Origin of the sequence: Nonomuraea sp. NPDC050153, assembly GCF_044460125.1 — a bacterium.
Lineage (GTDB): Bacteria > Actinomycetota > Actinomycetes > Streptosporangiales > Streptosporangiaceae > Nonomuraea.
On the sequence record NZ_JBITJQ010000014.1, the window covers coordinates 126475 to 150453 of the forward strand.

General features: G+C 66.8%; 26 protein-coding genes and 2 pseudogenes. 16 read left to right on the top strand and 12 right to left on the bottom strand.

Features of this window, described 5'->3' with window-relative positions; all coding sequences use genetic code 11:
• Positions 1–74 precede the first annotated feature (74 nt).
• Both ACIBQ1_RS31150 and ACIBQ1_RS31155 read right to left on the bottom strand, forming a co-directional pair.
• On the bottom strand, positions 75–1499 hold the full coding sequence (locus ACIBQ1_RS31150) for a tyrosine-type recombinase/integrase (RefSeq protein ID WP_397282859.1): 1425 nt from the start codon (positions 1497–1499) through the stop codon (positions 75–77).
• On the bottom strand, positions 1496–2227 hold the full coding sequence (locus tag ACIBQ1_RS31155) for a hypothetical protein (protein WP_397282860.1): 732 nt from the start codon (positions 2225–2227) through the stop codon (positions 1496–1498). Before ACIBQ1_RS31155 ends, ACIBQ1_RS31150 begins: the two co-directional genes overlap by 4 nt.
• A gap of 78 nt (positions 2228–2305) precedes the next feature.
• Here ACIBQ1_RS31155 and ACIBQ1_RS31160 point away from each other — a divergent pair, with 78 nt between their 5' ends.
• The 7 genes from ACIBQ1_RS31160 to ACIBQ1_RS31190 all read left to right on the top strand — a co-directional run bounded on the left by ACIBQ1_RS31160 (position 2306) and on the right by ACIBQ1_RS31190 (position 7536).
• Positions 2306–2542 carry a helix-turn-helix transcriptional regulator gene (locus ACIBQ1_RS31160; protein WP_397282861.1) on the top strand — a complete coding sequence of 79 codons (237 nt, stop codon included), beginning with the start codon at positions 2306–2308 and terminating at the stop codon, positions 2540–2542.
• Positions 2539–2799: a hypothetical protein gene (locus tag ACIBQ1_RS31165; protein WP_397282862.1), complete on the top strand. Its 261-nt coding sequence runs from the start codon at positions 2539–2541 to the stop codon at positions 2797–2799. Before ACIBQ1_RS31160 ends, ACIBQ1_RS31165 begins: the two co-directional genes overlap by 4 nt.
• Positions 2800–3237 (top strand): hypothetical protein, encoded by a 438-nt coding sequence (locus ACIBQ1_RS31170; RefSeq protein WP_397282863.1) that lies wholly within the window; start codon positions 2800–2802, stop codon positions 3235–3237.
• Entirely contained in the window at positions 3234–4532 is a 1299-nt protein-coding gene (locus tag ACIBQ1_RS31175; protein ID WP_397282864.1) for a DUF3631 domain-containing protein, read from the top strand. The genes ACIBQ1_RS31170 and ACIBQ1_RS31175 overlap by 4 nt, the downstream gene beginning before the upstream one ends.
• Positions 4533–4872: 340 nt before the next feature.
• Positions 4873–5238 carry a hypothetical protein gene (locus tag ACIBQ1_RS31180; RefSeq protein ID WP_397282865.1) on the top strand — a complete coding sequence of 122 codons (366 nt, stop codon included), beginning with the start codon at positions 4873–4875 and terminating at the stop codon, positions 5236–5238.
• The gene (locus ACIBQ1_RS31185) at positions 5225–6712 is read left to right on the top strand and encodes a terminase large subunit domain-containing protein (RefSeq protein WP_397282866.1); all 1488 of its coding nucleotides are present in this window, start codon (positions 5225–5227) and stop codon (positions 6710–6712) included. The genes ACIBQ1_RS31180 and ACIBQ1_RS31185 overlap by 14 nt, the downstream gene beginning before the upstream one ends.
• 56 nt (positions 6713–6768) lie before the next feature.
• Positions 6769–7536 carry a hypothetical protein gene (locus ACIBQ1_RS31190; RefSeq protein ID WP_397282867.1) on the top strand — a complete coding sequence of 256 codons (768 nt, stop codon included), beginning with the start codon at positions 6769–6771 and terminating at the stop codon, positions 7534–7536.
• Between the two features lie 98 nt (positions 7537–7634).
• On the opposite strand, the gene ACIBQ1_RS31195 is transcribed toward ACIBQ1_RS31190, so the two are convergent.
• Positions 7635–8285 (bottom strand): hypothetical protein, encoded by a 651-nt coding sequence (locus ACIBQ1_RS31195; protein WP_397282868.1) that lies wholly within the window; start codon positions 8283–8285, stop codon positions 7635–7637.
• Positions 8282–8500, bottom strand: coding sequence for a hypothetical protein (locus ACIBQ1_RS31200; RefSeq protein ID WP_397282869.1), 219 nt, complete (start codon positions 8498–8500; stop codon positions 8282–8284). Before ACIBQ1_RS31200 ends, ACIBQ1_RS31195 begins: the two co-directional genes overlap by 4 nt.
• 181 nt (positions 8501–8681) lie before the next feature.
• Between ACIBQ1_RS31200 and ACIBQ1_RS31205 the strand changes: the two genes are divergently transcribed.
• The 4 genes from ACIBQ1_RS31205 (at position 8682) to ACIBQ1_RS31220 (ending at position 11186) form a co-directional block, all read left to right on the top strand.
• Positions 8682–8912: a hypothetical protein gene (locus ACIBQ1_RS31205; RefSeq protein WP_397282870.1), complete on the top strand. Its 231-nt coding sequence runs from the start codon at positions 8682–8684 to the stop codon at positions 8910–8912.
• Positions 8913–8943: 31 nt separating this feature from the next.
• Positions 8944–9408: a DUF6879 family protein gene (locus tag ACIBQ1_RS31210; protein ID WP_397282871.1), complete on the top strand. Its 465-nt coding sequence runs from the start codon at positions 8944–8946 to the stop codon at positions 9406–9408.
• 3 nt (positions 9409–9411) lie between these two features.
• Complete coding sequence (locus tag ACIBQ1_RS31215; RefSeq protein WP_397282872.1) at positions 9412–10281, top strand: helix-turn-helix domain-containing protein; 870 nt, start codon at positions 9412–9414, stop codon at positions 10279–10281.
• Between the two features lie 122 nt (positions 10282–10403).
• Positions 10404–11186, top strand: a complete 783-nt coding sequence (locus ACIBQ1_RS31220) for a hypothetical protein (protein ID WP_397282873.1) — start codon at positions 10404–10406, stop codon at positions 11184–11186.
• A 331-nt stretch (positions 11187–11517) separates the two neighbouring features.
• Here the strand turns inward: ACIBQ1_RS31220 and xerC are convergent, their stop codons facing one another.
• On the bottom strand, positions 11518–12423 hold the full coding sequence (xerC, locus tag ACIBQ1_RS31225; RefSeq protein ID WP_397282874.1) for a tyrosine recombinase XerC: 906 nt from the start codon (positions 12421–12423) through the stop codon (positions 11518–11520).
• 1226 nt (positions 12424–13649) lie between these two features.
• Between xerC and ACIBQ1_RS31230 the strand changes: the two genes are divergently transcribed.
• Positions 13650–14108 (top strand): hypothetical protein, encoded by a 459-nt coding sequence (locus ACIBQ1_RS31230; protein WP_397282875.1) that lies wholly within the window; start codon positions 13650–13652, stop codon positions 14106–14108.
• Between the two features lie 322 nt (positions 14109–14430).
• Here ACIBQ1_RS31230 and ACIBQ1_RS31235 read toward each other — a convergent pair.
• A pseudogene (locus ACIBQ1_RS31235) lies at positions 14431–14709 on the bottom strand (tyrosine-type recombinase/integrase); the annotation flags it as partial.
• Between the two features lie 74 nt (positions 14710–14783).
• The gene (locus ACIBQ1_RS31240) at positions 14784–15965 is read right to left on the bottom strand and encodes an Ig-like domain-containing protein (protein WP_397282876.1); all 1182 of its coding nucleotides are present in this window, start codon (positions 15963–15965) and stop codon (positions 14784–14786) included.
• 569 nt (positions 15966–16534) lie between these two features.
• Between ACIBQ1_RS31240 and ACIBQ1_RS31245 the strand changes: the two are divergent.
• From ACIBQ1_RS31245 to ACIBQ1_RS31260, 4 genes and pseudogenes are all read left to right on the top strand, one after another.
• Positions 16535–17032, top strand: a pseudogene (locus tag ACIBQ1_RS31245) (cytochrome P450); the annotation flags it as partial.
• A 194-nt stretch (positions 17033–17226) separates the two neighbouring features.
• Entirely contained in the window at positions 17227–17745 is a 519-nt protein-coding gene (locus ACIBQ1_RS31250; protein ID WP_397283010.1) for a cytochrome P450, read from the top strand.
• A 556-nt stretch (positions 17746–18301) separates the two neighbouring features.
• Positions 18302–18826 (top strand): orotate phosphoribosyltransferase, encoded by a 525-nt coding sequence (gene pyrE, locus ACIBQ1_RS31255; RefSeq protein WP_397282877.1) that lies wholly within the window; start codon positions 18302–18304, stop codon positions 18824–18826.
• 153 nt (positions 18827–18979) lie between these two features.
• Positions 18980–19678, top strand: a complete 699-nt coding sequence (locus ACIBQ1_RS31260) for a hypothetical protein (RefSeq protein WP_397282878.1) — start codon at positions 18980–18982, stop codon at positions 19676–19678.
• Between the two features lie 54 nt (positions 19679–19732).
• On the opposite strand, the gene ACIBQ1_RS31265 is transcribed toward ACIBQ1_RS31260, so the two are convergent.
• The 5 genes from ACIBQ1_RS31265 to ACIBQ1_RS31285 form a co-directional block, all read right to left on the bottom strand.
• A complete protein-coding gene (locus ACIBQ1_RS31265) occupies positions 19733–20254 on the bottom strand; it encodes a 2'-5' RNA ligase family protein (protein ID WP_397282879.1) in 522 nt (173 codons plus the stop codon).
• Between the two features lie 489 nt (positions 20255–20743).
• Positions 20744–21052, bottom strand: a complete 309-nt coding sequence (locus tag ACIBQ1_RS31270; RefSeq protein WP_397282880.1) for a hypothetical protein — start codon at positions 21050–21052, stop codon at positions 20744–20746.
• Between the two features lie 111 nt (positions 21053–21163).
• Positions 21164–22567, bottom strand: a complete 1404-nt coding sequence (xylB, locus tag ACIBQ1_RS31275; RefSeq protein WP_397282881.1) for a xylulokinase — start codon at positions 22565–22567, stop codon at positions 21164–21166.
• Positions 22564–23709, bottom strand: a complete 1146-nt coding sequence (gene xylA / locus ACIBQ1_RS31280) for a xylose isomerase (protein WP_397282882.1) — start codon at positions 23707–23709, stop codon at positions 22564–22566. Before xylA ends, xylB begins: the two co-directional genes overlap by 4 nt.
• A 29-nt stretch (positions 23710–23738) precedes the next feature.
• Entirely contained in the window at positions 23739–23927 is a 189-nt protein-coding gene (locus ACIBQ1_RS31285) for a hypothetical protein (protein ID WP_355379018.1), read from the bottom strand.
• Between the last annotated feature and the right edge of the window lie 52 nt (positions 23928–23979).

Below are 23979 nucleotides of genomic sequence, written 5' to 3' on the forward strand. Positions count from 1 at the left end.
GAGAAATCGCATACTCCCTTTCTCGCGTCGGAGATCATTTCGGGCTCCAGATGGCACAGAGATGGCACGAGGGGTCAGATGCGGCTCTTGCGTGGCACGAACGCGGCGATGGCCTGCGCGGCCTCTTCCTGGAGTTCTTCGGCCACGCTGACGTACACCTCGCTGGTGAAGGATTCGCGCGCGTGGCCGAGGATCTCGCTGATGACCTTCATGGAGACGCCCGCCGCGTGCAGCATCGTGGCCGCGCCGTGGCGGAGGTCATGGAACCTCACGGGTGGCAGCTTGGCGCGGCCGTACAGGGTGATGAAGTGGCGGGAGACGTAGTCGGGGTTGAGCGGCTCCCCGTTCTCCTGCGTGAAGACGCGCCCGGAGTCGATCCACGCCTCGCCCCAGTGCATGCGCTCTTCGAGTTGGGCCTTGCGCCACCCCTTGAGGACACGGGCGGTCTCGTCGTCGATCGTCAACTTGCGGTCGGAGTTCTCCGACTTGGTGTCGTCGAGTTCGTCGTCGGGCTGGGACTGACGGATGTGGACTCGCCTGGTCTCCAAGCCGACGTCCGCCCAGTCCAGCCCGACGAGCTCACCCCGACGCAGGCCCCAGAACGCGGCCAGGTGGTACAGGGCGTAGAGGCGCTCCTTGTTCTCCGTGATGTGGTCGAGGAAGCCCCCGCAGTGGTGCTGACTCCAGACCATGACTTTGGCGGGTACGGTCCCGGTCTCCTTCCACCGCTCGACCCGTTCGGTTGTCCACAGCAGGGGACGGTTCTTCACCCGCTGCTTGGACGCCTTGCCGAACTTGATCACGGCCACCGGGTTGCGGCTGATCTTCCCGGACGCGACCGCGTCATTCAGGGCCTTGCTCAGCACCGCGTGCATGCGCTTGATCCTGGCCGTCGTCAGAGGGCGAGTGGAGTACCGCTTGCCCGCCCGCTTCGCCCTCGCTTCCAATAAACGCCGCAGGAGGTCGGACCTGTCGGTCTCGGCCTCCAGTTGGTTGATCTTCCGCATGGCGGAGTAAAGGTCGCGCACGTCGTCGTCGCGCAGGTCGATCAGCCGGAGGTGGCCAAGGCCCGGCTTGAAGTAGAGATCGAGAGCCTCGCGGTAGGAGGAGAGGGTGGACGCCTTGAGATCGTCCTCCGCCTCCTCACGGCCACGGAGCCAGCGGTCCAAGTAGGCCCCGACCGTCAGCTTGCGGTCCCCGAGCCCTTCTCCACGGTTCACCTGGCCCTGCGCCTCGTTGAGCGCGGCCAGGCACTCCTTCTCGGTGGCGAACGGGCCGACGCGAGGCTGACGCCGCTTGCCGTCGGCGGTCGGCGGGGCCTCGTACCGCCCGTACCACTTCCCGTGCCGGGGGTTCCACCGCCACCGGGGCTTGCCGTCCTTGTCGAGCTTCGGGCTCCCGTCCTTCTCCTGCTCGTACAGCTTGATTTCGGGGCAATTGTTGCCCAGCAGCTTGCCCGTGTCGGGGGCGCGACATGAGCACGCCTTGTAGGGCTTCATGACTGATCCTTCCTAGAGTCGAGTTCCAGCGGATCTTCGCCCGCTTTTCCCTTACCTGCCTTGCCGAGGAACGGCTTGCCGGTGGCAGGGTCGATCGTCCTGCGTGCCTTCACCAGCAAGCGACCAATATGGGCGGGGCTGTAGCCGTGCCTTTGAGCGATGGTCACTCGTGGAGATGGATCGCCTTGGTCCACGGCTGCGCGATAGTCCTCCACTACCTGTCGAAGAAGATCTTCTGCGGCAGATCCCCGCTTCCGCTGACCTTGCTGCCGTGATGGTGGAGCGAGGGAAGCGAGCTTCTCCCTGGTGACCTCAGCAACTTCGGTCATCGTGCCGTCCGCCCAATCCCAGACCAGGCCTGGCGGGTTAGGCCCAAGATCCTCGCTCTTGAGGCGCTCTCCTATGGCCGCCCACTTGCGAACGACTGACACAAGGGCGGGGGCGCGCAGGTCGCGCTGAGTGATGGCCGCGCCCTCACGAGCGTGGAGGTCGAAGCGGACGACCTTCCCCCGCACGACGGCTGCTCGAACGACGAACGGCGTGTCGGGATCGTCGAGCACGATCTCGACCCCTGCTTCCTCCTTGTCGTACTTGATGCGGACCTTGCCGACCTCCCCGGAGGGAGTTTGGTAGGGGCGGAGGTGGGAGATCCGGCGGAGCGGCCACCCGAACTCCTCTACTTGTTCAACCACATCGAGATCGTCTCCTGAATGCAACACCTCCGTCAATCGGTGTAGCGCTAAACGTCCATAAAGATGCCACAGTTATAGCGCTACGGTTGCGTCACGGGACCGTAGCTTTAAAACATGAAGATCCAAGACCTGAACCGGCTCGCCTGGGTTCGCAGCGTCGCTGTGTCCGGCCAGGCCCGGAAGATCCGGGAGGATGCCCACCTCACGCAGGACGAGCTTGCGAACGTGATCACGGTGTCCCGCCCGACCATCTGCCTGTGGGAGAGCGGCAAGCGGGTTCCTCGTGGTGCCGCTGCGCTCCGCTACGCCTCCGTCCTCGACATGCTCATGCGTGGGTCGGGGGTCGTGTGAGCGTCAATTGGACCCGCGAAGCGATCGAGGCCCTCGGCCCGACGACCACCGTCGAGACCGCCGCCTCCGTGATTGGCGTGAGCAAGTGGCTCGGCTACCAGCTCATCAAGCGTGGGGAGTGGCCGACCCGGGTGCTTTCGATGGGCCGCGTGATCAAGATCCCCACGCACGACCTGATCACGCTGCTGTACCCGTCGAGCCCGCACGTCGCTGCGGACCTCGCTGCCACCTCTGAGGACGAGGGGAGCGCGGCCTAGATGACCGACACTCCCATGAAGAAGCGCGGCCCCGAGAGCTCCACCTCCCAGGGCCGCCAGACCGTCGATGCGCCTAGCCAGCTCAACGACAACAGCGTCAGGGTAACCGCCGCCGAGGTTACGAGGCTCCACGCCCCCGTGGCGAACGGCATGACCACCGAGATGGAGGAGATGCGCAAGCTGGTCAACGACCTCGACAGCCAGCACCGCCGTGAGGCTCAGGCGTACGAGCAGGGCTACCGAGACGGACATCTGTCCGGCTGGGAGGTCGGCTACGGTCACGCCCACCACGAGATGGCTCAGGAGTGGAGGGCACTGGCCGAGCACGTTCGCCGAATGGCAAGCCGGCCGACGTACGCGGAACTGGAGGCCAGGCGGGGCGAGATGCCTCCTAGGAGCCACAGCGACCACGTGACCGACCTCCGGAGGAGCGCGTGACTGACTCCTCCGTATCCGACGAGGGCGTCGGCGGTGCCACGCTCCTCGACGAGTTGCGAGTCGCCCTGCTGCGGTACGTGATCCTGCCGTCCCCCGAGGCCGCCGACGCGGTGACGCTGTGGATCGCGGCCACCCACGCCGCGCTCTCGTGGGAGCACGCGACCCGGCTGTTCATCGGTAGCCCGCAGAAGCGCTGCGGGAAGTCGCGCCTCCTCGACGTCATTGAGGCGACCTCCCACAAGCCGCTGATCACGGTCAACATCAGTCCGGCCGCCCTGGTCCGCTCCATCGGGGAGGACCCGCCCACGCTGATGCTCGACGAGGCCGACACGGTGTTCGGCCCGAAGGCCGCCGACAACAACGAGGACCTGCGGGGCATCGTCAACGCGGGTCACCAGCGGAATCGGCCCTACATCCGGTGGGACGCCGCCACCCGCAAGCCGGAGCACTGCTCGACCTTCGCCATGGTGGCGCTGGCTGGGATCGGCAACATGCCCGACACGATCATGGATCGGTCGGTAGTGATCCGGATGAGGAGACGCGGTCCCGGCGAGAGCGTGAGGCCGTACCGCACCCGTCGTGACGCACCGCTTCTCGCTGCACTTCGTGATCGGCTGCACCTGTGGATGCGTGACAACCTCGACGTCCTGGAGAAGGCTGAACCCGAGATGCCGGTGGAGGACCGGGCGGCTGATACCTGGGAGCCGCTCATCGCCACCGCCGACCTCGCCGGGGGCGAGTGGCCGAGCCGTGCGCGAGCCGCCGCTGTGGCGTTCGTCGGGCGAGATCAAGCGGCCGACGCCACAACCATGTTGTCGGTCAGGCTCCTGGCCGACCTGAAAGTCACCTTCGGCTCGGATCGGGTGTTGTACACCAGCACCATTCTGGAGAGGCTGCTCAAGATCGACGACGGGCCATGGGCGGACTACTTCGGCCGCCCGTTCGGTCCCCGCGATCTGGCCAAGCTGCTGGAGCTGTACGAGATCAAGCCCAAGGACGTCCGCGAGGGCGGTGGTCTGAACCGCAAGGGCTACAGCGCCGACGATCTACACGACGCTTGGCGGCGATACCTCCCGAGCGGGGACAGCGCGACGTCCGCGACAAGCGCGACAGCGCACGTCAGCTATGTCGCGGAACAAGACCATGTCGCGGCTGCATCCGCGACGAATGAGACGTCCGCGACGGCCCCGACCAGCGCGGTCGCGGACGTCGCGGATGTCGCGCACACTCCGCCCGTTTCCGGTAACACCGTCGCCGATGACTGCTGGACAGGGAGGCTCGGGTGGCGGGCGTGATCGTAAGGAATGCCGCGCGCGCGAGGCTCACTGTGCCGCTCGTGCCAGCACTGTGCCGACAGGCGGAGTCTCGGCAGGTCAAGGCGTCGCAATCGGATGTTCAATGCGGTTCGAACGGGCTCGTGACGGTCTCGCTCGACCTCGTCATGGCCCTGTGCGGGTCGTCCACGCGGTCGTCGTCGGTCGTCGCCCCCATCACGGGATCGAGGGCGGCATGACCGCGATAAACAAGCAGGGGCAGGCGTGGATTCCGGCGTTTCCGGGACAGCGGCCACCGTTTCAGCCTGGCCACGAGCTGACTCTGAGGCACGGGGCCTACTCGCCTCGCCGCGTTGACCCGTTGGCGGTCGAGCTGGTCGAGGGTGTGCTTGCCGACGACGCCCTCTCTTTCCTCCGTCAGCACGCCTACCGCTCCGCGCTGTGGGCGTGGGGGCGGGCGGAGGCCAGGGTCCAACTCCTCACCGAGCACCTGGCGGACCACGAGGCAAGTGGATGCCGCTCGTGTCCGGAGTGCGCGCGCTGGGATGAGCAACTTCGTAAGTGGGAGGGCGCGGCGGCTACGCATCGGGGGCGGCTGGGCCTTGACCCGCTGTCTCGTGCCCGGTTGGGGCGTGATGTGGCCGCCGCGTCGGTGGACGTGGCGCGGTTGATGGCGGGGCTCGACGACGGCCAGGCCGACGAGGAGGTACGACATGACGAGGGTTGATCGGGAGACGCTCAGGGCCGCTCGGCGTGATCCAGAGGTGTTCGCGCGGGTGCTGGTCGGTGCGGAGCTGTGGCCGCATCAGCGTGAGGTGGCGCGCTCGACGGCGCGGTACCGGGTGATCTGTGCGGGGCGTCAGGTGGGCAAGTCGCGGCTCTTGGCTGTGCTCTGCCTGCACCAGGCGTTCTCGACGCCGGGTAGCCGGGTGCTGGTCGTGAGCGCCGGGGAGGTGGCCGCTCAGCGGCTCCTCGACGAGGTGGCCACCCTGGTGACCTCCTCGCCGCTGCTGGCTGGCTCGGTGCTCGACGAGACCAAGTCGCAGGTCACCTTGTCGAACGGCTCCACCATCATGAGCGTGCCCGCCTCGCAGCGGCAGATCCGGGGGTGGGCGGTTGACCTCCTCGTGCTCGACGAGGCGGGGTTCATCGACCCGGACATCTGGCGGGCGGCAGAGCCCGTGATCATCGCCCGTCCCGGGTCGCGAGTGATCCTGTGTTCCTCGCCGTGGGGCACGGCTGATCACTTCTTCCGGGTGCTGTGGTCGCGCGGGATGGACGCCCCTGACGAGATGTACGCCTCGTGGCACTGGCCCTCCAGCACGAGCCCACTGGTGGATCAGAGGCTGCTCGACGAGATCCGCGCGCGGGAGGGAGACGACTACTTCGAGCGCGAGTACCTGGCGAAGTGGACCGACGAGGCGGGGGCGTACTTCACCGTCGAGGAGATCGAAAGCGCTACGGCGGACTACCGCCTGCTGCCGCCCGACGAGGTGGGGCAGGTGACCCGGAACGCGCGGCCCTACGTCGTGGCGGCCGGCGTGGACTGGGGTGTGAGCCGCGATGCCAACGCCCTGTGCTTGGTGGCCCCGCTCGACGACAAGGGGCTGAACGACCCGAACGATGGGCTGCGCTACTTCGTGCCGTGGCTGGAGTACGCCTACCGCTGCCCCTACGGGGAGTGGATCGAGCGGATCTGCACGGTGGGGCGGGCCTACGGTCTGCACGTGGTCGCGTCGGAGATCAACGGCGTGGGGGCGTATCCGACCGAGCAGCTTCGCGAGCGCCTGGCCGTCGTCGGAGCCGTCTACGGCGTGGCGGGCGTCTGGACAGACAACCGCCGTAAGCAGGCGGGTTTCGGCAAGCTCAAGGCGATGTTGCAGCGCGGTCAGCTCGTGTTGCCGCGTGTGCCGGAGCTGCTCAAGCAGCTCCGCAGCCTTGAGTTCGAGCAGATGCCGGGCGGGTCCTTGCGGATCGAGGTCCCGGCGCGCGCCGGACATGACGATCTCGTGCTCGCTCTCATGCAGGCGATCTCCTGCGTCAGGCCCATGCCCGGCCAGGCGCGGCGGCGGGTCGCCGACATGGACCACACCGTGACACGGCTGGGGGTGCGGGTGCCGGTAGAAGCCTGGCCGCTGGCCTGGCACACCGCCTCCTACACCTGGCCTGCCGGGTCGCAGGCCGACAACACCGCATGGTGAGCCGCGCGAAACGCGGTCTGCCGATCATGCAACGTACGAATGAGAAGGAGAAGACCATGGCTGTTCCCATGGAGATCCAGTTCCGCAAGACCGACCTTGACGCGCTGCCGGTGAAGGTCACCACCGTCCGCAACGGCCTCGTGACGGCTCTCGGCATGACGTCGCGTGACGCCCGCTACTCCATCGAGCACCGGGAGAAGCTGGCCGAGAAGCTGCGCGAGGAGGCCAAGGCCCAGCTCGGCCAGATCGAGCGCGAGGCCGACCGCGCGGTGCGGGACATCACGGCCTGGCTCGACAAGCAGCCTTCCGCGCCGGGCGACCCGCAGCGGGAGCTGCTCGACGAGGTCAAGCGCCAGAGCGCGTGGTCGCGCGCCAAGGCGCTGCTCGACAAGGGCATGGACGTGCGCACCCTGATCAAGGACGCGGTGGCGAGCAAGGACGTTGCAAGCCTGACCGCGCTCCGCACCGAATGGCCCACCTACGCCCGCACCGGAACCGACCGGGAGGTCCACCCCCGCGTCGCGACGGAGATCCTCGACGACATCGAGCGCGGCCTTGCCGATGCCCTGTCCGGTGACCAGGGCGCGGCGGCTCGGCTGAGGATCAAGACCGACGAGTCACGAGAGGTCGTGAAGCGTGCCCTGTCGGAGGCGCGGAACCACGTCCAGCGGCTCACCGACAACCCCGCAGGAGAACTGCACAGGAACGAGCGACTGGCCGACGTGGAGGCCAACTCCACCGGGACGGCGATCATCAACGGCCAACTCGTGAAGACCGGTGGCCGGTCGGGCAGCGAGTTCCCCGGCGGTCACACCGCGCGGTAGTGGTGGAAGGTGGCCCCGCCCACGCCCTCCTTGTATGTCATGCGCGGGGCCACCAGCTCGGCTCGCCGCCTGGTGACGCAGTGACGAGCCGAGCGGCTTCAGGGGATCGGCTCCAGGCGCATGCCGTCCAACCGGACGACCATTTGCAGGGCGAGACAGGATGCCTGCCGGGCGAACTCGTCGAACCCGACGTAGACGTTGTGCCCGGTATGGATTGCGGTACCACCCGGACCAGGGGTGAAGGTGTCGGCTAGAACTCCGGCCGGTTGGGCGCCGGCGGCGGTGTAGACGGCTGAGTTCTTGCGGAGTTGGGGACAGTAGGCCAGCGACTCAGGGATGCATGCGGGGCAGGTGGGCGGGGCGTTGGTCAGCCCGCTGTCTTGGCTCATCGCGCGGAACGCGGTCTCGGTGATCACCCACCACATGCGCCCGGTTCGTGGGTCCCTGCCGGTCTTCCCGCAGACCTGGCACAGGCCGCGAAGCATGGCCAGCCACTGACGTCTGACATTCAGCATCCGCCACAGCGGTTGACCGCGCCGGTTCTGGCGGATGCGGGCGCGAAGTATCCCGCATGTCCAATCGGACGGGCGCGGATCGGGATATGTGAGCCGGACGTCCCCGAAAGGGTGCCGCTTGGCGAACAACAGGCGGTGTTCGATCGCTTCGCCGGACCACGCGATGACGTAGGGGACACGCAGTGGTGTGGGGCTCTCGGCCGCGCTGCTCGATGGTCGTTGCAGGGTGGTCATTGGGAGGTCTCCGCCTCTCGCCAGGTGTGAACCACGCTCTTGGCCATTGCGAGCAGCGCAAGCCGTCGAGGACAGTGGGCCTCGATGAGGTCGCCGGACGCCCGGTGCCTGCCATACAGCGTGTCGCCGACACTCCAAGTGTCGAACTCCACGAGCATCGGGACCGACGTGGCGTTGCGCTCGCGTGCCTGATGAGGACCATGTTCGGAGGGCATGACTCCGACGCTAAGAACGTGTGCTGTGGTGTCTCAATGAGGTTGCCGAGCGTTGCCGTGACGATCCTTGCCTCGGGATCGCCCCAGACGCAGCGTGCAATCTTTGGCAACTTTCTTGATGAACGACCAGGGAGGACGCAAACTCAGGCATGACGCATCCGTTCGGCGAGGAGGATCTCCGATGAGCCTGGAATTTCTCGGAAAGGACCCCGACAGCCCCAACGGCGGCTCGCCAACGCTGTGGAGAGACACCGAAACGGGCGACATCCTGATCCAGGGCTGGACGATCACGGACGCGACCACTCGTTCCGAGATCGGTAAGGTTCCTGACGGTGAAGAGGTCGTGCGCATCCCCAAGCGCATGCTCCAGTTCCTGCCGGAGGTGAACGGTGGCCAGGGGCGCAGAGGTTGATCACGGTCTACGCCACTGCCAGCGATCCGCCGTGCACTTGGAGATGCGCGACGCGTACATGCTGGACGACCCCGACTTCCACGCGTGGCAAGCCGGTCACCGACTCGATCCCGACGATCGGTCCTCCTGGTGGCGGCCCTGGCTCCAGAACATCGTGGACGCCGTCGCACGGGGTGCCGAAGTAAGGCGGGCTCGCATCGTCTCCGAGCCCCTGAGCGACTACATCCGTTACGAGTACGACGTCACTTTTCCCAACGTCCGCGTAGGCGAGCAGGTGCGTTGGCTTCCCCGCCGACAGGCCACTGATCTGGCGCTCCCCGGGAACGACTTCTGGTTGTTCGACCAGGAGACGCTCCTGATCAACCACTTCAGTGGCAACGGCGACTGGTTGGACGTCGAGCAAGTCACCGACTCTGCCGTGATCAAGCTGTGCAGCGAAGCCTTCGAGGCGGTGTGGCATCGCGCCATCCCGCACGACGACTACCACGTCGATTGACCCTTGCGCTCCTCATCATCCAGCGCACACGAGGCGCTCCAAATCCTCGCCGCCCGGCTCCGCCGGATCCGTAAGGATGCCCGCTTGTCGGGCCGCGAGCTTGGGCGGCTGACGGGTTGGCACGCATCCAAGGTCAGCCGGATCGAGCATGCACATCGACCACCCTCGACCCACGACGTACGGGCTTGGTGCCAGCACTGCGGAGTTCCGGAGCAGGCCGAGGACCTCATCGCCTCCCTGGAGGCGATCGAGGGCATGTTCGTCGAGTGGCGGCATATGGAACGCACAGGACTCCGCCACGCACAAGAGTTGGTTCTGCCGCTCTGGGAGCGTACGCGGCGGTTCCGCTTCTACGCCCCCAACCTCATACCCGGCCCGCTCCAGACGCGCGCCTACATCACCGCCGTGTTGACCGCGCTCCAGCAACGCCGTGATCTCCTCGACGATGTGGAGGAGGCCGTGCAGGTCCGGGTGGACAAACAGCAGGTCCTTCACAAGGGCGATCATCGTTTCGTCGTCATCCTTGAGGAGAACGTCCTTCACCAGCCAATCGGAGGCCCCGACGTCATGACGGGCCAGCTCGGCCACCTACTGACCGTCAGTACGCTGCCCTCCGTGTCGCTCGGCATTATCCCGTTGGGCGTGGACAGGTCGAGCATGTGGCCCACCGAAGCGTTCTTCATGTTCGACGACGAGGAGGTTACCGTCGAACTCGTATCGGGTCATCTGACCGTTACGCGGGCGCATGAGATCGCGATGTACTCCCATACCTTCACAGAACTGGCTGAACGGGCTGTGTACGGCAAAGCCGCCCGCACGCTGATTACGAGGGCAATCCAGGTAGTAGACGAGCAGACATCGGCTTTCCCCTGACCTCGAAATGCCGCCCTCGGCCGAAACAGCAAAGGCTGCCATTTAGAGGAAACCCGGCTGGGTGTCGCGCTTGCAATCCCCCGGTGACAAGGCTGAGATCAGCGGTCGCTGAAGATGATCCCATGAGAACCTTATGCGCGTTGCTAGGCGTCCTGGCCCTGCTGCTCACATCGCCTCTGGCTGGCGTGGCGCACGCACGGGCCACCAGTTCGCTGGCTCAGGCGATATCCGCGCTCAAGGGCGAGTTCGCAGACAAGAGCAGTGTGCTGTTCTCCCAGAAGACCCGCAATGGCTTGGGCTCGGACGCCAGCCTGACGGTCACTCACGGCAAGCACCGGTTCGCCGCCAAGACCGGCGTGTACGCCAGCGACATCACAGAGATTTTCACCGTGGGCGACGGAGACCCGGAACTGTTCCGCATGATCAATCTCGGTCGCGATACCTATACCCAAACCTACTGGGACGACCTTCCCAAGGGAAAGAAATGGAACCACTGGCGGGATAAGGAAGGCTTCCTTTGGTCACAGAACTTGGTGGACGCCCTCAATCCAAAATTCTTGCAGCTGATCTCCCGCAGCGCCGAGAAGGTGCCCACCAAGGACAGATACGACGGCGTCCCCACCACCCGATACGACGGCTCGGTTGAGGTTGGCCACCTCGGCTCGCGCCAGGCCGGCATCTATTACGGCGAACGAATAGGGGAATGGGCAGGAGGCCGCATCACGTGGAAGCTCTGGCTGGGCCCGGATAACCTGCCCAGGCGCTTCCAGGCCGAGACCGTCTACGAGCCCTATGGCTCAGAACAGAGAGCTGACACCGTGAGGATGAACATCCTCTACAAAGGCTGGGGAACGCCTGTCCACATCACCGCCCCTCCCAAGAACCTCGTGGTCGAGGCTGAATGAGCCCACCGCCGAGGCGTTCCCAGCGCCGCCTACATCACCCTCATGTCGCTGTGTCAGATGGCACCGTGATGGCACAAACGACCCCGCACCGCGCCACTGGAGCCCGAACCAAACCGCACAAGCAATGGCCCTTGACCTCCTGAAACACCATGAGGCCGATCAGCGCCGAACGGCTCATAACAAGGTTTAAGGGACTGCTAATGCGGTTTGGGTTTACCGCCCATCCGGGGTTCAAATCCCCGATCCTCCGCAGGTGAGAGCCCTGCCCCGTGATCACGGGGCAGGGCTCTTTGATCTTGGTTGACCCGATGCCGGACCATTCTGCAAACGATCACGGTTTCCGGGCCGCCTGAGGGGTGATCGCAATGGTGGCGTCCGCCGCCGCCTGAGCTATGTCCGGCATGGCCGAGGTGTAGACGTCGGCGGTGAAGCTGTACCGCGCGTGGCCCAGCGTCGCACTCACAATCTTCGGATCGATGCCCGCTGTGAGCCTCAGTGAGGGCGCACAGTGGCGAAGATCACGAAAGCGGATCGGCGGCAACCCGGCCGCGGCCACGATCGCGGAAGATCGCTCGCTCACGTACTCATCCCGCAGAGCGGAGCCGTCCACGTTGGTGAAGATCAGCCCTGTGTCCCGCCAGAGCTCGCCGGCTGCCAAGCGCTCGCGCTTCTGCTGCAGGCGCCACGCCGTCAGCAGGTCCGCGTTCTCGCCGTCGACCGCCACCGTGCGCCAGCTCGACTCCGACTTCACGCCGTCGTCGTCTTCGTCCTCGGTCTCCAGAACGATGATGGTCTTCGCCACCGCCAGGTCGGAGTCCTCCCAGCGAATACCGCATGCCTCACCTTGGCGCAGGCCGCGCGTGGCCACGAGGTGATAGAGCGGGTAGAGCCGCTCCTCCCGCCGGACGCAGACATCCAGGAACCGCCCGGCCTGCGCCGGCGTCCACACCATGACCTTGCCAGGCACCCTGCCGGTCTCCTCCCAGTGGGCGACACGCTCGTCGGTCCACACCAGCGGCCGGACCTTCCGCACCTTCGGCAGCTCGACGTGCTCGGCCGGATTGTGCTTGATCCTTTTCTGCTTGAACGCCGTCCCCAGCGCAGAGCTGAGGACCCGGTGCACCCGCTGAATGCGTGAGGCGGTCAACGGCTTGCGCCGGTTCAGCCCCGGGCCTTTGCCCGGCTGCTTCCCAACCGAGTCGTGATGCGCCGCACGAACACTGGCTGGGACCACCACAGCGGGCCTCGCGGCTACACCTTCCGCATGAGGGCAAGGACCTGGGCGTACTTCTGCGCGGTACGGCTCCCACAACCTCAAGGTCGTTCCCACGCGGGAAGGGTAGACGGCGGGTCGCCGGGCGGGGGTAAACGTACAGTCTCGCTCTGGGGCGGTTCATGCGACCCGTGCCGAGACCCCATGCGTTACCTCTTCGCGACCGCCGCCGCTGCCGCCCTGTCCGCGTGTGGGGCAAAAGCCGCCAGGCGTAGGGCAATTCCTATAAGGATGTTTGGTTATGGGGAGAGGCTGTGTGGCCGCTCTGGGGGTATTGGTTCGAAAGTGGTTTATACGGCACCTTCGAACAAAGGACACCGATGGTAGATCAGAAAGCCCCGGAGGATGTGGGACTAACGCGCGACATGGCGATGCAGCACAACTGGCGGGCCTGTGCCAAATGCTTTGGCCTGTGGTGGAACGGTAACGCCTCCAGCAACGGCGTATGCCCCGCTGGAGGCTCACATGCCGGCCAGGGACGTAGCTGGGATTACATCTTGCCCGCCGACCCGAATGACCGCGTTTGAACTATCATTTGGTCGGCATAGTAGCCGCCACTATGGTTGAGCAGATGCGGTAACTCACAAAACGATGGAATTGGGGCGGCGGCTGATAGCCATTCGTCGCCCCAATTTGTGAACGTCGTCGCTGACCCCAAGCCCGGCGGCACCCAGGGCCTAAGGCTCGATATGTCTGCGTTCTCTTGGTGGCTTTCCCCAGGCGCCGACGCCAGGCCGACCTCGTCCGCGTCACCGGCATGAGCCGGGAAGCCATACGCCAGGCACTCGATCCCGCGATTCGGGAGGCCGTACGCAAAGCCCGCACGGCTAAGAGAGCAGGGCAGTGACCGCCCTCGACTGATATCGCACAAGCGATTCCCCTGCCCGCTTCGAGGGGTAAGGGCCGGGTCCCGCCTTTGCGCGGGGCCTTTGCGTTTTCCGGCATGGCGCGAGGTGAGGCGAGATGGCGCTGCTCGCGCGCCAGTCGTGCCCTCACGGATGCCCGGCGGCGCCATACTGCGCCCAAGGTTGGCACCCCGGCGTGCGCGTTGTGCCGTCATGAGCTCGTGGCTCAGGGTGCGCCATCAGCCGCGAACGAGACGGCCACCCGAAATGTCCGCTGAGAAAGCGCACGTCAACCGGCACGCATGCGTGCTCACCCACGCTTCCATCACCCGAAAAGGAGAACCCATGCGTACCCTTACCGTCCTGCCCGGCGCCCTGATCGCCGGCTTGCTGGTGGCAGGCTGTGCCCCTGCCGCCCAAGGACCGCTGTCCGCCCCCGCCTCCACGAGCGGCACACCCTCGGCAGCCGCGACCACCTCCGCCAGCCCGGCCTCGTTCACACACACTCCGGACCCTGAGGAATTCAGCCTCCGCGTGAAGATCCTCGAAAAGAAGTGCTACGGCAGCGCCGGCTGCAACGTCACCTACAGTATCCGCGTCAGCTACTCCGGACCGGCTCTGAACCCGGAGCAGGAGTATCAGGTCACCTACGAGGTGACCGGCCTCGAGGACGGCCCGGCCGTCAACACGTTCACCATTCAGGGGGATGAGGTCAGCTACCAGGAGAAGGAGTTCGCCTCGACTCCGTCCTCGTCAAGGACGCTCAAAGCGAAGGCGACGGAGGTGGAACGCCTCGGCCTGTAGATCGCGCCATATGGCTGCCGCGCCCGCCTGGCGGTGGACCATGCCGGACCTTTGCCGGACCCAAGGGACCGGCAATCATCGGTTTTTGCCGGTCGTCATAGGTAGGGGGACGAGTGGGTTGACCAGGGGTTTCGGTACTCATCGAGCACGACCGGCTCTAGGCGATCATGGCGGACAGGGGACCGCTAATGCGGTTTGGGTTTACCGCCCATCCGGGGTTCAAATCCCCGATCCTCCGCGGGCGGAAGGCCCTCTCCCAGATCTTGGGGTAGGGCCTTTTTGATCTTCGAGGGCGGAGTGGTTGCAAGGCTGGTTGCAACGGCTAGGAATTTCCCAGAGAGCGGAGGCGAGCCGCTCCCCCGCATCGCGCATCGGGGGTGTGGTGCTCGGTGGTGGTCACCCTGGTGTGGCCGAGTACCTGCCGTACGACCCGGATGTTCACACCCTGCTCGATGAGGAGTATCGCGGCGGTGTGCCGGGCGTCGTGGACTCGGGCGTCCCGGACGCCGGCCTGCTGGAGGATGGACTTCCAGATCTTCCAGTCCTCCTCGGTGCGCTCGATCGGGCCGCCGAGCTGCGTTGTGAAGACCAGATCGTGATCGGTCCACTTATCCCCGGCCTTGAGCCGTTCGGTGCTCTGGAGCTACTCGCGAGCGTGGCGCGACGGATCAGAGGTCAGGCGTTGATCGACTTGCCGAGGGCGCTGCCCGCCAGCCAGTCGTCCCACGACTTCGCCCACGGTGTGGGGCCGTTGCCGAACTGGAGCTTCCGCGAAGTCCCCGTGACCTGGATGATGTCTCCCCGCTGCGTGAAGTTGTAGAACCAGCGGGCGTTGGCCATGCTGGCGTTCACGCAGCCGTGGCTGACGTTGCGGTTGCCCTGCGCGCCGGTCGACCAGGGTGCGGCGTGGAAGAACATGCCGCTGTAGGTCATCCTCACATTCCACTTGGTGCGGGCGTAATATTCGCCGGGCCTGCCGATGGTGGCCGAGTCCATGAGGGTCTCCGCGGCCTTCTCCTGGGCGATCATGGTGCCGGACCAGCTCTCGTCGCCCTTCTTGCCCATGCTGACCGGGATGGTCTTGACGACCTCGCCGTTCTCCCGCACGACCGCTCGGTGAGTGGCGTTGCGGATCTTGGTGATGTGCTCGTCACCGACGGTGAACGTCAGGCTGCGGTCCTTGGTACCCCACACGTTCCGTCCGGCCCGCAGGCCGGCCAGGTGGGCGACCACCGTGACCTTCTCGCCGACCGGCCAGTACTTGCGCGGCCTGAACTGGACCTCCCGGTCGCTCACCCAGCTCCACGCCCCCTCGACCGGCTTGGACATCCGCACCTCCAGCGACCTCTCTATCGCGGCCCGGTCGCTCGTGGCGGTCACGGGCTGCGACAGCAGGAGCTGGACGGGCATGCCGACGCCGACCTTCTCGCCGTCCAGCGGGGACATGCCGCTCTCCAGCACCCGCCTCGGCTTGAGCGTGGTGAACGTGGCCCGCGCGGCGACGGGCTTGCCGTCCGTGCCGGTCGCCTGCGCACTTACCGTGTACGCCGTCGCGGGCCGCAACGGCCATGTGGGGCGCCACGTTCCGTTCGCGCCCAAGGTCCCGCGTACTTCATGCCCCCCGGCGTCGGCGACGGTCAGCTTGGTGACCTTGCCGTCGGTGACCTTGACGCTGACCCCGGTGTCCGGGGGCACCTTCTTCGTGCCGTCCGCTGGTGTGATCGACAGCTTGGCCGCCGCGGCCCGCTCTTGTGGGCCGGCAGGCGGTGGCGGGTTCGAGCCGCCCGAGGTGCAGCCTGCGGTCAGCAGCAGCGCAGTCGTGAGCGTGCTGGCGAGTATGGTCCGGCCGTTCCGCATCGTCGATGCCTCCAGTCCCCCGACAAATAGGCATCTTTCGGACAAGACGGCCTATTGATGATACGGAGAGCTATATCCCCATACTATGGGTAACAATGCAAAGGCGCCTTGATCGGTGCGCCATGTTGCGAGGCAGGCGTATCCAGAGGGTCGTCTGCAAGGTCGAGGAGTGGGACTTCGGGACGTGGCACCAGCTCGCTGTGGGGTGGAGCTGTTCACCGACGATGGTGCTCGCCTCTCGGCTGTGTGGGGGCAGCAGGTCCGGCCGTTACGGGCTCGAAGGCTTCCCTGAGCCGCTCAGGTAGCGGAGGGGCCGCCGTTCCTGGTGCTGTACCTGTACGAGGCCCGGATCTCGCCCGTATCCATTCGAGGCACGACCAGCGGAGCTGTGTGAAGCGTCGGCTCAGCGAGCCGGCAGCGGACGGAGAAGCGGGCTCAGGCCGGTGGTCCTTCGCAATGGCGGGAGCGGCAGATGTTGGGGGCCCGGCAGTGACAACGTTCGCGACTTGGCCCGGTCGAGCGCAACGCGGAAAGTGAGGGGGATGTTCATCCCATCGTGAGGGATTCTCATGGCTACTCCTCTCCAGATCCCCGTGCCGTCGGAGCGGACGTCCGAGACGATCCGCCGTTATCACGATCAGGGCGGGCCGATCTTACGTATCGAGCTCCCGGGCCAGGTGCCCGCCTGGCTGGTGACCTCGTACGAACTGGTCAACGAGGTCCTGACCAACGACGGCACGCTGTTCAGCAAGGACCCGGGGAACTTCACGGCGCTGAACGACGGCACCATCCCCGCTGACTGGCCGCTGCGCCAGCTCATCGAGGGTGAACACCTGCTGACCAAGGACGGCGCGGACCACCGGCGGCTGCGGGGGCTCATCAACCGGGCCTTCACCCCCGCCCGCGTTCAGGCGCTGGCCCCGCGCATCCAGCAGATCACCGACGAACTGCTCGACCGGATGCCCGACCAGGGTGACGCGGTGGACCTCGTGCGCTTCTTCAGCGAGCCGCTGCCGGTCATGGTGATCTGCGAGCTGTTCGGCGTGCCGCAGGACGAACAGCAGCAGATCCGCGACTGGAGCCACACACTGCTGCAGCACACCACCCCGCCGGAGGAGATGCTCGCCACCAACGCCGGGCTGCTCGGGTATCTGGCGGCGTTCGTCGAGCGCAAGCGTGACGATCCGGGCGACGATCTCACCACGGGGCTGATCCGCGCGCAGGAGGACGACGGCGACCGCCTGTCCGACAGCGAGATGTTATGGATCCTGTGGCTGGTGCTCATCGCCGGCCACGAGACCACGGTGCACCTGATCGCCAACACTGTCGTCGCCCTGTGCTCGGACCCGGAGCAGTTGGCCTTCGCACGCGCGAAGAACGCCTGGGAGCAGGTGGTCGAGGAGGCGCTGCGCAGCAGGAACTCGGTGGTCAGCGTCATGTTCCGGTATCCGCTGCGGGATGTGCGGCTCGGCGAGGTGACGGTCGGAGCGGGGCAGCCCATCATGGTCGGCCTCTGCAGCGCCGGGACGGACCGGGCCAGGTTCGGCGGGGAGGCAGGCGGTTCGACGCGGTGCGGGAGTCGGCCGCGCATCTGGGCTTCGGCCGCGGCCCGCACTTCTGCCTGGGGGCGCCGCTGGCCAGGCTCGAGGCACAGATCGCGCTGGCGTCGTTGTTCGGCAGGTTCCCCGATCTGCGGCTGGCGGTCCAGCCTGGCGAGCTCTCGTACACCTCGTCACTCATCACCGAGGGGCCCACGACGCTGCAGGTGCTCCTCCGCTAGAACCGGCCCAAGCCGGGGGCGAGCGAGCTACTTCCTCTGGTTCGACGTGGTGAAGCACTGCACGTACCAGGTGTCGTCACACGATGAGGTTCCGAGGTGACGTACGACCAGCGAGACTGCACGGCGCAGAGCACCCGCACCCACCAGGCTGCTTGATACGTGCTCACCAGGCACAATCAAGTCGTGGACGGCCAGGACCATCCCCTTCTAAAGGCTGCGCGTCTATGCGCTGGGTGGAGGGCCGTGATCCGCTGGAGCCGGGAGAGCTCGCACAGGTGCGACTGCTTCCCTTGGCCCCTGAGCGCTGGTGGCACCTCAAGCCGGGTGACGTGATCATGATGCATGAAGCGCGGCCGCCTGCTGGTACTGCGCGCATCATTGAGGTCATGCCACCTGTGGCAACCCCCGTTTTGTTTCGTTCCGGAGGGATGGTCGCGTCGGGACGAGCGAGCCTGCGAGCTGACTGCGTGCGGGTGATCGACCGCTTCCGTGCTGCGGCTTGCCTCCTTGCCGGGCACTGAGCACGTCCTCCATGCCTCTGGGAGACTGGGTGCCCGTGACGCGCTCTGACCTGGCTCGCAGGATTCGTTCCGCAGCCCACCTCACCGGCCACTTCGTGCTCCGCTCAGGACGTACCGCCACCGAGTACTTCGACAAGTACAAGTTCGAGAGTGACCCCGTTCTGCTGGATGACGTCGCTCGGGCGATGACTCCCCTGGTCCCAGGGGACATCGAGGTGCTGGCCGGGCTTGAGATGGGTGGGATCCCGGTGGTCACCGCCCTCGGCCGGCACACCGGCCTGCCGTGTGCGTTCGTTCGTAAGCAGGCCAAGACGTACGGGACCTGTCGTCTGGCCGAAGGTGCGGATGTGGTGGGGCGGCGGGTGCTGGTGGTTGAGGACGTCGTCACCAGCGGCGGCCAGATCGTCCTGTCCACCGCCGACCTGCGGAGCCTGGGGGCCCAGGTCGGCGAGGCATTGTGCGTCATCGACCGCGAACAGGGAGGTGCGGCAGCGCTGGCCGCAGAGGGTGTCAGGCTTTCATCGTTGTTGACCGCGACCGATCTGCGCATGACGAACTGATCCGCCGGGCCCGTCGACAAGCTCACCTTTCTGAACGTCGCCGGTCTGCTGCGCCGGCGCACAGATGCAGAGCCCTCTCTCTACGATCGTCACCCGTCAGAGCAGGTAGAACAAGACTTTTTCTTTGGTCGGTGCCGTCGCCATGCTGTAACCGTGAACGCCGCAAACAGCGAGGTCTGGGATCCGTTCGGCACCTTGCACAACGCCCTATGGATCGGCGGGGGGCAATGGGCCGGCAAATCCACCGTCGCCAGGCTGCTCGCCGGCCGGTACGGACTGACCGCCTACCATTACGACTACCACGACGCACGTGCGCACAATGACCGTCGGATCGCCCGCCGCGTACGGCTTGGCGAGCCCATCGCGGACCCGGATCCGGACGCCGTCTGGGTGAACACCAGCCCTCAAGAGATGGCCGACGAGACCCTGGCCGGCTTTCCCACGCGGTTCGAATGGGTTCTGGATGACCTGCGCGGCCTGGTTTCTGGGCGACCTGTGATCGCCGAAGGCTGGGGGCTGCGTCCCGAACTGGTCGCTCCCCTCATCGACTCACCCTGGCGAATGATCGTCATGGTGCCGAGCGACGAATTTCGCCGGCGCCAGGTCCGCGAACTGCCCCGTGCCGCCGCCGTCGATCGCCACGTCAGCGACCCTGATCGAGCACAGCGCAACCGACTCGCTCGGGACCGGCTCGTCGCCGACGAGGCCGTCTGTTCCGCTCGCCGCTTGGGCATCCGGGTTCTTGAGGTAGATGGGTCCGAGGATGCGGAGGCTGTGGCAGATATCGTGGCCGACCACTTCAGCTCCTATCTGCCGCTTACGAACGTCGAAAGGCCTCGATCGCATGGCTGATGGTGAGTTTCGTGTCCCGAGCGCTCCCTGACGACAATCAGTGCCAGTACGCGTTCATGCAAGCAATGGCGTGATCGTGCCCGTGGCGGTCTCGGTGATGCCGATGCCGGAGACCGTGGCGACCATCGGCTCGTAGCCGTGCATCACATTCATCGCCTTCGACAACTCTGCGCGGTCCAGCGCGACGGCGAGGGTGCAGTGGGGTACCCAGTTGCCCGGAAGGTAGTGCGGCCAGTGTTTGACCTGGTGACCAGGAAGAGCGAGGTGAACGCTCTTGTGGAAGGCGAGCAGTTCGGCTGTCGCGGTGACTCCGGCGAAGAGCACACCTTCCGCACCGGGAAATGTCCCCAGGAAACCCAGGTTCAGGGGTGGCGCCTGTCCGAGGAGAGCCGAGCGCAGCTTATCCAGGTCTGCCTCGTCGAAGGTCTCCGCGACAGTGAGCGATACGTGCGGCCGGTGGCGGCGGTGCGTTCGCGTCGCCAGGCTGGGGAGACCGTGGTCTGCGAGAGACCGCCACATCCGCCGAATCCGCTTGTCGGCCTGATCATCGAAGAACATCTCGACTGCCTGGGTCACGGTCGGACCTTGTCACACCCGGCTCCGCACCGACCAGTGGGAGGGTGGAGATCGTGAATAGCGTTGGTCAGGGCCCGCATTCGAGCCCCCCTGCCGTCCGTCGCCTGATCCTTGTCTCGGGGCAGGAAGGTGCGGGTAGACCACGATCGTCCGCGCGCTGCTGCCGCACACCCCACTCGGGGCGCGAATCGATGCCGAGGATCTGGGGCAGGTCAATCCATGTCTGTTCGACGAGGTCTACATGGTGCAGTTGCTCGTACAGCCGGACGAGCGGCAGCATCGTCGCCTCACCCGCGCCAAGGGGACCACGCGGGAGTGGCGCGACAGGGTGGATTAATTCGACAGTGTCGACACGACGATCGCCGCTGATCAGGACGGTTATCGCTACCTCGCCGTCGATGGCACAGGAATGACGCCCGAGGAGCGCCTTCATCGCCCTGGCCCAGCAGGTGGGCGGCCACCTCGCCTACTGGGGCGCCACGCTGCTGGTCACCGGCCTCTTCGCCCGCCTGTACTGGGGAAGAGCAGCAGCGCTCCCAGCGCGAACACCGCGTAGGAGAGGGTGAGCAGGGCGGGTGCCGATGTGTAGGCGAGGAGTTGACCGTAGGCGGCGAACGGCTGCGCCCCGGCCCAGGCGTACTGCTGAGGGGTGAGCCCGGTGACCGTGCTCAGGTGACGCAAGAGGTATCCGGCGGACATGACCACGGGGCCCAGGACGAGCGCCACGCCGCCGATCCACCGTCCGGGAAAGCGGGTATCCATGGGAGCGAGCCTGCCGCCGATGAGGTGGCGATTCATCGGCCGATGGTCAACCGGCGACCCTGTCGAAAGTCAGGGTCATGGTGACACCTCTGTCCCCCTGCGGATCGGCCGCCTTCCCCGCCGATGGCAGGGAAGGCGGCCGAAAGGTCAGTCGAGGATGTGGGTGGTGGCGCGGGCGTAGCGGTCGCGGATCGAGGGGACGGCGTCCCCTTCGTACGTCTCCGTCTCCTCCGACCGCCAGTCCGGGGTGGTGACCAGCGTGGCGGCCTGGTACGCGGCCCCGTCGGCGACGTACTCGGCCGGTGGCGGCACCGTGATCGGGACGCCGAAGACCGTGGGGGCGATGCGGCGGACCGCCTCCGAACGGGCCGCGCCGCCGATCAGCAGCACCCGCTCCGGCTTCATGCCCAGCGCGTCGAGGGCGTCGGCGAGGCCGCACAACATGCCCTCGATGGCCGCCCGCGCCAGGTGGGCAGGGGTCGAGGTGGCCAGGGTCAGCCCGTGGACGGAGCCCGTCGCGGTCGGGCGGTTGGGGGTGCGCTCGCCCTCCAGGTACGGCACCAGCGTCAGCCCGTCCGCCCCCGGCGGGGCCTGGAGCGCCAGATCGCTCAAGGCGTCCAGGCTCACCCCGAGGACGCGAGCGGCGGCGTCCATGACGCGGGCGGCGTTGAGGGTGCACACCAGCGGCAGGAACCGCCCCGTGGCGTCGGCGAACCCGGCCACCGCGCCCGTCGGGTCGGCGCTGGGCGACTCCGCGACCGCGAACACGGTGCCGGAGGTGCCCAGCGACACCACGACGTCGCCGGGGCGGGCGCCCACGCCGAGCGCCGCGGCCATGTTGTCGCCCGTTCCCGGGGCGATCAGCACCCCGTCTCCCTCGTACGCCGCCTCCGCCGGCCCCAGCACCCGGGGCAGCAGCGGGATCGACCCGAACGCCAGCTTCAGCAGATCCGTCCGGTACGTGCCCGTCGACGGCGACCAGTAGCCTGTGCCCGAGGCGTCGCCCCGGTCCGTGGCGAGCTGGTCGAGCGGCGGCACCGGAGAGTCGGCGGAGAAGGTCCCCGAGGCGAACGCGCCGGCCAGGCGCCAGGTGAGCCAGTCGTGCGGCAGGCAGACGGCGGCCGTGCGGGCGGCGTTGTCCGGCTCGTGCTCGGCCAGCCAGCGCAGCTTGGTCACCGTGAACGAGGCGACGGGCACCGACCCGACGGCGGTGGCCCAGGCCTCCGGCCCGCCCAGCTCCGCGATGAGGTCGGTGGCGGCCTGGGCGGAGCGGGTGTCGTTCCACAGCAGGGCGTCACGTACGACATTTCCGGACTCGTCGAGGCAGACCATGCCATGCTGCTGGCCGCCCACACTGATGGCGGCCACATCGTCCAGCCCACCGGCCTCCTCGATGGCCCGCAGCAACGCGTTCCACCAATGCGACGGATGCACCTCCGTGCCGTCGGGATGCGACGCGCGGCCCTGCCGGACCAGCGCACCCGTCTCCGCGTCACGAATGACGACCTTGCAACTCTGCGTAGAGGAATCGACCCCAGCGACCAGCGTCACCCACGAACTCCTAACAAGTGCTCCAGCGCAAGCTGGTTGAGATGCGTGAAATGGTATCCGCGCGCGGCGGCGACGTCCGGATCGAAGTCGTCGGAGGCGAGGTCGGCCAGTGTCTCACCGCGGTTGAGCGTGGGCAGGCCGAGCTCCTCGACGCGGGAGGCCCGCAGGGCGTCGCGCACCTCGGGGTCGGCCCTGAAGGCGCGGGCCTTCTCCCGCAGGATCAGGTAGGTGCGCATGTTCGCGGCGGCCGACACCCACACGTCCGAAGGATCCTCCGTGCGCAGGGGCTTGTAGTCGAAGTGCCGCGGCCCGTCGTAGCCGCCGTGCTCCAGCAGGTCCACCAGAAAGAACGCGCTCATCACGTCTCCGTGGCCGAAGACCAGGTCCTGGTCGAACCGCGGCCCGTGCTGGCCGTTGAGGTCGATGTGGAAGAGCTTGCCGTGCCACAGCGCCTGGGCGATGCCGTGCACGAAGTTGAGCCCGGCCATCTGCTCGTGGCCGACCTCGGGGTTGAGGCCCACCATCTCCGGGTGCTCCAGCTCGCTGATGAACGCCAGCGCGTGGCCGATCGTGGGCAGCAGGATGTCGCCGCGCGGCTCGTTCGGCTTGGGCTCGATGGCGAACCTGATGCCGTAGCCGCGCTCGCGCACATAGCCGCAGAGCAGGTCGACGGCCTCCTTGTAGCGCCCGAGGGCCGAGCGCACGTCCTTGGCCGCGTCGGACTCGGCCCCCTCCCTGCCGCCCCAGCACACGTACGTGGTGGCGCCCAGGGAGGCGGCCAGGTCGAGGTTGCGCATGACCTTGCGCAAGGCGTATCGCCGCACGTCGCGGTCGTTGCTGGTGAACGCGCCGTCGCGGAAGACAGGGTGTGTGAACAGGTTGGTGGTGGCCATGGGCACCTTGAGCCCAGTCTCGGCAAGCGCTTTCCTGAAGGCCGCGATGGCCCGGTCCCGATCGCGTTCGACGGCCAGCAGGTCGTCGTCGTGGAAAGTGACGCCGTAGGCCCCGAGCTCGGCCAGCCGATGCACGCTCTCCACCGGATCGAGTGGCGCCCGCGAGGCGTCCCCGAACGGATCGCGCGCCTGCCAGCCGACCGTCCACAGACCGAATGTGAATCGATCTTCAGGGGTTGGCTCGTACATGTCTCGATGCTCCCCTGGTGATCAGTTCTTCACAAGCCCGAGGGATCACGCCCCACGCTGATCTCCTCGGCGATCTTCCGGATCTCCGCCACCTCGAGGCCGGGAGCCTTGGGCAGATGGCGCAGCAACTCCTCCATCACCACGGGCACGGGCTGGCCGGCGAACCGCCCCGCGATGCCGTGGACCGCCCTGAACAGCGCCTCTTCGGTGTCGTGCATCGGCCTCTCCTTGTTCGGGTACGCGGAGAAACCTACGGCCTCGGGACGACAG

Bases quoted from the DNA above. Each gene is read 5' to 3' on its own strand.
- ACIBQ1_RS31150 (WP_397282859.1), bottom strand. From the start codon at position 1,499: ATGAAGCCCTACAAGGCGTGCTCATGTCGCGCCCCCGACACGGGCAAG.
- ACIBQ1_RS31160 (WP_397282861.1), top strand. From the start codon at position 2,306: ATGAAGATCCAAGACCTGAACCGGCTCGCCTGGGTTCGCAGCGTCGCT.
- ACIBQ1_RS31170 (WP_397282863.1), top strand. From the start codon at position 2,800: ATGACCGACACTCCCATGAAGAAGCGCGGCCCCGAGAGCTCCACCTCC.
- ACIBQ1_RS31185 (WP_397282866.1), top strand. From the start codon at position 5,225: ATGACGAGGGTTGATCGGGAGACGCTCAGGGCCGCTCGGCGTGATCCA.
- ACIBQ1_RS31190 (WP_397282867.1), top strand. From the start codon at position 6,769: ATGGCTGTTCCCATGGAGATCCAGTTCCGCAAGACCGACCTTGACGCG.
- ACIBQ1_RS31195 (WP_397282868.1), bottom strand. From the start codon at position 8,285: ATGACCACCCTGCAACGACCATCGAGCAGCGCGGCCGAGAGCCCCACA.
- ACIBQ1_RS31200 (WP_397282869.1), bottom strand. From the start codon at position 8,500: ATGCCCTCCGAACATGGTCCTCATCAGGCACGCGAGCGCAACGCCACG.
- ACIBQ1_RS31205 (WP_397282870.1), top strand. From the start codon at position 8,682: ATGAGCCTGGAATTTCTCGGAAAGGACCCCGACAGCCCCAACGGCGGC.
- ACIBQ1_RS31220 (WP_397282873.1), top strand. From the start codon at position 10,404: ATGAGAACCTTATGCGCGTTGCTAGGCGTCCTGGCCCTGCTGCTCACA.
- ACIBQ1_RS31230 (WP_397282875.1), top strand. From the start codon at position 13,650: ATGCGTACCCTTACCGTCCTGCCCGGCGCCCTGATCGCCGGCTTGCTG.
- ACIBQ1_RS31240 (WP_397282876.1), bottom strand. From the start codon at position 15,965: ATGCGGAACGGCCGGACCATACTCGCCAGCACGCTCACGACTGCGCTG.
- ACIBQ1_RS31250 (WP_397283010.1), top strand. From the start codon at position 17,227: ATGGATCCTGTGGCTGGTGCTCATCGCCGGCCACGAGACCACGGTGCA.
- ACIBQ1_RS31270 (WP_397282880.1), bottom strand. From the start codon at position 21,052: ATGAATCGCCACCTCATCGGCGGCAGGCTCGCTCCCATGGATACCCGC.
- xylA (WP_397282882.1), bottom strand. From the start codon at position 23,709: ATGTACGAGCCAACCCCTGAAGATCGATTCACATTCGGTCTGTGGACG.
- ACIBQ1_RS31285 (WP_355379018.1), bottom strand. From the start codon at position 23,927: ATGCACGACACCGAAGAGGCGCTGTTCAGGGCGGTCCACGGCATCGCG.